Origin of the sequence: uncultured Lactobacillus sp., assembly GCF_944327175.1 — a bacterium.
Classification (GTDB): Bacteria; Bacillota; Bacilli; order Lactobacillales; family Lactobacillaceae; genus Lactobacillus.
Window position 1 is genome coordinate 102,928 of sequence record NZ_CALVGT010000014.1, and the last position, 6,132, is coordinate 109,059.

Below are 6,132 nucleotides of genomic sequence, written 5' to 3' on the forward strand. Positions count from 1 at the left end.
TCAGATGAAGAAAAACTGGAAATACAATCTTTGCTGGCTGCTCCTCATGGTGGCAGGATTTTACTTGATCAACACCTTGATGCTGACCGGCGTGATCAATACCTTCTTGGAAAACATGCTGGTAACGATTGGGATCAACATCATTCTGGCGGTCGGGCTGAACCTGGTCATCGGCTTTTCTGGTCAATTCTCATTGGGCCACGCAGGCTTCATGGCCCTGGGGGCTTACGCCACCGGGATCATGACCCAGACAATGAACTCAGCAGGTGGCTTTTACCTGTCAGTTCTGGTCGGGGTAGTTCTGGCAATTATCGTTGCCTTGCTGGTTGGTATTCCGACTCTGCGCCTGCACGGCGACTACTTCGCCATCGCGACGATGGGGGCAGCGGAAATCATCAGAATCGTGATCAACAATATGAAGATCACCAACGGGGCAGCTGGTTTGTTCAACATTCCCCAGTTCGCGACCTGGGATGTGGTTTACATCTTTGTTTGTTTGACCACGATCGTAACTGTCAACTTCATTCACAGCCGGGACGGCCGGGCGGTTATTTCCATCCGGGAAAACGAAATCGCGGCTGAAGCCATGGGGGTTAACACGACCAAGTGGAAGTTGTCAGCCTTTGTTTTAGGGGCGGCAACGGCAGCTATCGCCGGTTCCCTGTACGCTTCTTACCTACAGACGATCGTGCCATCCAGCTTCGGGATCATGGAATCAATCAATATCTTGATCTTCGTGGTTCTTGGCGGTCTGGGCAGCATTACCGGGACCTTCGTGGCCACCACCCTCTTGGGCGTTTTGGACGCGGCCCTGCAAAGCCTAGGAGTTTTGCGGATGGTCTTCTACGCAGTTGCCTTGATTATCATCATGATCTTCAAGCCAGGCGGTCTGTTTGGTAAATGGGAATTCTCTTTCAAGCGCCTGTTGACGAAAAAGCAAGACGGCGACATGAAAGAAGCTGGAAAAGAAAGCAAGTAGTGAGGAGGAACTGAAATGACAGATGCTTTAAACGCGGACCACATCACCAAAGTCTTTGGCGGTTTGACCGCGGTCGACGATGTTTCTCTGCACGTAGGCGAAAAAGAACTGGTTGCCCTGATCGGACCAAACGGGGCCGGGAAGACCACCTTCTTCAACTGCCTGACCGGGGTGGCACCAGCCACAACCGGGACGGTCAAGATTGGTGGCCAGGAAGTCAAGAAGAACACCAAGGCCTACAAGGTGGCCCAGATGGGGATTTCCAGAACTTTCCAGAACATCCGCCTCTTCAGCCAGTTGTCCGTTTTGGAAAATGTCTTGATCGCCTTGACCAACCATTATAAGGAAAACTTCTTGACGGCAGTTCTCCGCCTTCCTGCTTACTATAAGACGGAAGAAGCCATGGAAGAGCGGGCCAAGGAACTTTTGAAGGACTTTGACCTGGAAGATGTCATGTACTTCCCGGCCGGCAGCCTTCCATACGGGACCCAGCGGCGGGTGGAAATCGTCCGGGCCCTGGCTACTGACCCCAAGATCATCTGCCTGGATGAACCAGCCGCGGGGATGAATCCGGAAGAAACGGCTGACTTGACCAGATTGATCAAGCGCCTGCAGACTGAATACGGGATTGCTGTTCTCTTGATTGAACACGACATGTCCCTGGTCATGAACCTGGCGGAAAGAATCTATGTGTTAGCCGAAGGCAAGCTGCTGGCTAAGGGGACGCCAAGTGAAATCCAAAATGACGAAGCCGTTATCAACGCTTACCTCGGAGGTGGAGCAGATGTCTAAAGAAATTTTGAAAGTCGACCAGCTCTCAGTCAATTACGGGGCAATCAAGGCGGTCCGCGATGTCAGCTTTGACATTAAGGAGGGCGAAATCGTCACCTTGATCGGGGCCAACGGGGCCGGCAAGTCGACCATTTTGAAGACTATCTCCGGTCTTTTGAAGCCGGCTAATGGCGAAATCGTCTTTCTGGGCCAGTCCCTGGCTAAGCTGACCGCGCCTAAGATTGTGGCTGCCGGGGTTTCCCAGGTACCAGAAGGCCGGCGGATTTTTGCCGGGATGACGGTTAAGGAAAACCTGCAGCTGGGTGCTTACCTCCGAAAGGACAAGGACGGGGTGGAAAAGGACATGGAAGCCATGTTCAAGCGCTTCCCGATCTTGAAGGAACGGCAAAAGCAAGACGCCGCAACTCTTTCCGGCGGGGAACAGCAGATGCTGGCCATGGCCCGGGCCTTGATGGCGCGGCCGAAGCTGCTCTTGCTGGATGAACCATCTATGGGTTTGGCGCCAATCTATATCCAGGAAATTTTTGACATTATTAAAAGCATCAACAAGGAAGGCATGACTGTCCTCTTGATTGAACAAAACGCCCGGCAGGCCCTCAGCATTGCCAACCGGGGCTACGTTTTGGCCTCAGGCGAAGTCAAGATGACCGGCAGCGGGCAGGCCCTGCTCAACGATCCAGCCGTGCAAAAGGCCTACCTTGGTGGTTAAAAAGAATAACCTTCGAAAGCGGGAAACTGCTTTCGAAGGTTATTTTTTCTTTATTTCTTATCTGCTAGGAAAAGGCTGATCCTTCGGGTATAATTAGTTTTAGATTAAGAAAAACAGTTAATAATGAAATGAGATTTAATATAAATAGGAGGAAAAAGATGGCGGGATTCAACACCAGGCTGGTCCACCAGCCCCGGCAAAATGACAATCAAACAGGGGCTGTTGCCGTGCCAGTATACAAGGCGACCACTTTTGCCTACCCAAAAATCGGGGCGCAAGTAAAGTATGACTACTCCCGGTCAGGCAACCCGACCAGAAATGCCGTTGAAGAACAGCTGGCCAGCCTGGAGGGCGGCGACCGGGCTTTTGTTTTTGCCAGCGGGATGGCGGCAATTCACGCGGCTTTGGCAATTTTTGAAGCAGGGGACCATATCGTGATCGGTGACCAGATCTATGGGGGCACCTTCCGGATCGTCTACCAGTACTTCAAAGACCGGGGCTTGGAATTCACGGCAGTTGACACCCGGGATTTGGCGGCAGTAGAAAAAGCCATCCAGCCGAATACCAAGGCAGTCTACTTTGAGCCGGTGACTAACCCGCTTTTGCAGGTGACCCCAGTTTCCGAGATTGCCCAATTAGCCCATAGGCACGGTATTCTGGCCATTACCGACAACACCTTCCTTAGCCCTTATCTTTTGCGGCCGCTTGAATATGGGGCAGACCTGGTCGTTCACAGCGCGACCAAGTACCTGGCCGGCCACTCTGATGTCAGTGCCGGGGCCGTCATTGCCAAGGGAGAAGAGCTGGCTGACCGGGTCTATTTCGTGCAAAATGCCATTGGGGGGATTTTGTCGCCGGAAGATTCCAATGACCTTGCCCGGGGGATCAAGACCCTGTCTTTGCGCTTAGACCGGCAGATGGAAAATGTCCAGGCGATTATTGAATTTTTGAAAAAGCAGGCCGGAATCGCCAAGATCTACTATCCAGGTGACCCGGACCTAGCCGGCTATGATGACCTGCGCAAAGAAGCCAAGGGAGCGGGCGGGGTCTTCTCCTGTGAACTGGACAAGGAAATTTATGACCCGGTAGTTTTCGTCAACAGTCTGAATCTGTTCAGCCTGGCAGTAAGCTTAGGGGCGGTTGAAAGCCTGGTCGAACTGCCAAGCAAGATGAGCCATGCTGAATTGTCAGAAGAGGAGCAGCTGACCGCCGGCATCAAGCCGGGCCTTATCCGCTTTGCCGTGGGTATTGAGGATGCGGCGGACCTGATCGCCGACATTGACCAGGCCCTGGCCAAGGCTAAAAGATAACGGATTTGAGGAAATGGAGAAAAAAGATGACAGAAAAAGATAACCGGTCTTTTGAGACCATCGTAGCGGAAGCTGGCAGTATCAAAGACGGTGCTAATCCGGTTGCCCAGCCCCTTTACTTGTCGGCCTGTTACCGGCACCCAGACTTGGACCAGGCGGTCAACTTTGACCGCTTGCAGGGCTTTACTTATTCCCGGGTGGAAACCCCCAACCGGAAAACTGTGGAAGGGACCCTGGCCAAACTGGAAGAAGGCTATCAAGGCTTTGCTGTGGCCAGCGGGATGGCCGCTGTCCAGCTGGTCTTGAGCGTATTGAAGACCGGGGATGAGGTTGTCAGCTTAGACGACCTTTACGGTGGCGACTTCCGCTACTTCCGCCACCTGGAAGACCACTTCCAGATCAAGTTCAAGCTCTGGAACGGGGAAGCTTTGGAAAATTTGCGGGAACTTTTGAGTCCAAAGACCAAGCTGGTCTGGCTGGAAACCCCGTCCAACCCAATGATGAAGAGCGTGGACATCCAGGCCGTGGCCGATGCCGTTCATGACTACAACCCGGACATCCTGGTCGCCGTTGACAATACTTTTTACACGCCATATTACCAAAAGCCGCTGACCCAAGGGGCAGACGTGGTTATTCACTCAGCCACCAAGTACCTGGGCGGGCACAACGACATTTTAGGCGGGATCGTGGTGGTCAAGGATCCGGTCTTGGCTGACTTTTACTTCCAATACACGATCACGGTTGGCGATACCATGTCGGCTTTTGACAGCTGGCTTTTGACCAGAAGCTTGACGACTCTTCCTTTAAGAATGCAGCAGCACACGGCCAGCGCGAAAAAGATCGTTTCCTTCCTGGAGCAGGCCCCGCACGTGGAAAAGTCCTCTATCCAGGCAAGGCGGGGATGATCTCCTTTTATTTGGACAGCGACGAAGAAGTCGACCGGGTACTCAAGAGCGTCAAGCTGATTACTTTCGCGGAAAGCCAGGGCGGGGCGGAAAGCTTCTTGACCATTCCTTACTACCAGACCCATGACGACGTTGATGAAGACCAGCGCCTGCGGCTGGGGATTACGCCGCGGCTTTTGCGGCTCTCAGTTGGCCTGGAAAACGCGGATGACTTGATTGCCGACCTGACCCAAGCCTTAGGGGAATAAAAGAAATAAAAAAACAAGTTCCAGTTTTTGGAACTTGTTTTTGCTTATTTCCAGGTCTGCTCATAGACCTCTTCTTTAAAGCCGCAGGTTAAGTGCTGGTCGTCAACGACCAAGGGGCGCTTGATCAGCTTGCCGTCTTTAGACAAGAGATCAGCGGCTTCTTCTATTGTCATGTCTGGCAACTTGTCTTTTAGGCCCATTTGCCGGTAGTGCTGGCCGCTGGTATTGAAAAAGTAGCGCAGGCCGCGGTCCTGGTACTTGGTCAGCCAGGACAAGAGCTGGTCTTTTTCCGGCGGAGTCTCTACCAGGTCCTGGAAGTCATAGCAGATACCCTTGTCGTCAAACCACTTCTGGGCCTTGCGGGAAGTGGAGCAGCGCTTGTATCCATAGAATTTTGGCATATTTTTCCCTCGATTTCTTCCTTCAAATTATCTCTTTTGAGTTTAACGCAAAAAATCCGGCAAAAACAGGAATTTGCCTGACAAAAGACTTGAGCCAGGCGGGTAAAGCGTGCTATACTAACAGAGTTGCAATTTGAGTGATACCTCGATTCTGCAACCGCGCAGATAAGGTTGACAAGCCTGCTTTGGGCAGCACCTTTGATGGCGAGTCTAAGTAATTTTATACGGAGGTGTACTAATGTACGCAGTTATTAAGACCGGTGGCAAGCAATACAAGGTTGCCGAAGGCGAAAGTATCTTCGTTGAAAAGCTTGATGTACAAGCTGGCGAAGAAGTTGTTTTTGACCAAGTTATCCTGGTAGCTAATGGTGACGACGTTAAGGTTGGTACTCCATTAGTTAAAGGTGCTAAGGTTACTGCTAAAGTTGAAAAGCAAGGTAAGGAAAAGAAGGTTGTAACTTTCAAGTACAAGCCTAAGAAGCACTCACACAGCAAGTATGGTCACCGTCAACCTTACACTAAGGTTACAGTTGAAAAGATTGAAGCTTAATTCAGAGGTGAAATGATTATGAATATTTTAGGTATGAAATTATTTGCCCACCACAAGGGTGGCGGTTCTACTGCCAACGGTCGTAACTCAGCTGGTCGTCGTTTAGGCGCTAAGGCTGGTGACGGTCAAACTATCCACGCAGGTACTATTATTTACCGTCAACGTGGTACTAAGATTCACCCAGGCAAGAACGTAGGTCAAGGTGGAGACGACACTTTATTTGCACTTGTTAACGGCG

7 protein-coding genes, 1 pseudogene and 1 other annotated feature are annotated in these 6,132 nt (G+C 51.5%); of the genes and pseudogenes, 7 read left to right on the forward strand and 1 reads right to left on the reverse strand.

Annotation, left to right across the window (positions count from 1 at the left end; all coding sequences use genetic code 11):
* The first annotated feature begins 4 nt into the window (after positions 1-4).
* From Q0J41_RS02095 to Q0J41_RS02115, 5 genes and pseudogenes are all read left to right on the forward strand, one after another.
* The gene (locus tag Q0J41_RS02095) at positions 5-979 is read left to right on the forward strand and encodes a branched-chain amino acid ABC transporter permease (RefSeq protein ID WP_296225525.1); all 975 of its coding nucleotides are present in this window, start codon (positions 5-7) and stop codon (positions 977-979) included.
* Between the two features lie 15 nt (positions 980-994).
* Positions 995-1,771 (forward strand): ABC transporter ATP-binding protein, encoded by a 777-nt coding sequence (locus tag Q0J41_RS02100; RefSeq protein WP_296225526.1) that lies wholly within the window; start codon positions 995-997, stop codon positions 1,769-1,771.
* On the forward strand, positions 1,764-2,480 hold the full coding sequence (locus Q0J41_RS02105; protein WP_260268452.1) for an ABC transporter ATP-binding protein: 717 nt from the start codon (positions 1,764-1,766) through the stop codon (positions 2,478-2,480). Before Q0J41_RS02100 ends, Q0J41_RS02105 begins: the two co-directional genes overlap by 8 nt.
* Positions 2,481-2,638: 158 nt before the next feature.
* Complete coding sequence (locus Q0J41_RS02110; RefSeq protein ID WP_296225533.1) at positions 2,639-3,790, forward strand: PLP-dependent aspartate aminotransferase family protein; 1,152 nt, start codon at positions 2,639-2,641, stop codon at positions 3,788-3,790.
* Positions 3,791-3,816: 26 nt separating this feature from the next.
* Positions 3,817-4,943 (forward strand): annotated as a pseudogene (locus Q0J41_RS02115) (PLP-dependent transferase).
* Between the two features lie 44 nt (positions 4,944-4,987).
* Here Q0J41_RS02115 and Q0J41_RS02120 read toward each other — a convergent pair.
* Complete coding sequence (locus Q0J41_RS02120; RefSeq protein WP_296225535.1) at positions 4,988-5,344, reverse strand: arsenate reductase family protein; 357 nt, start codon at positions 5,342-5,344, stop codon at positions 4,988-4,990.
* A gap of 145 nt (positions 5,345-5,489) precedes the next feature.
* Positions 5,490-5,566 (forward strand) — a sequence feature (ribosomal protein L21 leader region).
* Between the two features lie 16 nt (positions 5,567-5,582).
* On the opposite strand from Q0J41_RS02120, the gene rplU reads away from it, so the two are divergent.
* Both rplU and rpmA read left to right on the forward strand, forming a co-directional pair.
* Positions 5,583-5,894, forward strand: coding sequence for a 50S ribosomal protein L21 (gene rplU, locus Q0J41_RS02125; protein WP_296225537.1), 312 nt, complete (start codon positions 5,583-5,585; stop codon positions 5,892-5,894).
* Between the two features lie 18 nt (positions 5,895-5,912).
* On the forward strand, positions 5,913-6,132 hold a 220-nt coding region (rpmA, locus tag Q0J41_RS02130), incomplete at its 3' end, for a 50S ribosomal protein L27 (RefSeq protein ID WP_296225539.1).

Coding starts and splice junctions, on each gene's coding strand:
- Q0J41_RS02095 (WP_296225525.1), top strand. CDS start 5: ATGAAGAAAAACTGGAAATACAATCTTTGCTGGCTGCTCCTCATGGTG.
- Q0J41_RS02100 (WP_296225526.1), top strand. CDS start 995: ATGACAGATGCTTTAAACGCGGACCACATCACCAAAGTCTTTGGCGGT.
- Q0J41_RS02105 (WP_260268452.1), top strand. CDS start 1,764: ATGTCTAAAGAAATTTTGAAAGTCGACCAGCTCTCAGTCAATTACGGG.
- Q0J41_RS02110 (WP_296225533.1), top strand. CDS start 2,639: ATGGCGGGATTCAACACCAGGCTGGTCCACCAGCCCCGGCAAAATGAC.
- Q0J41_RS02120 (WP_296225535.1), bottom strand. CDS start 5,344: ATGCCAAAATTCTATGGATACAAGCGCTGCTCCACTTCCCGCAAGGCC.
- rplU (WP_296225537.1), top strand. CDS start 5,583: ATGTACGCAGTTATTAAGACCGGTGGCAAGCAATACAAGGTTGCCGAA.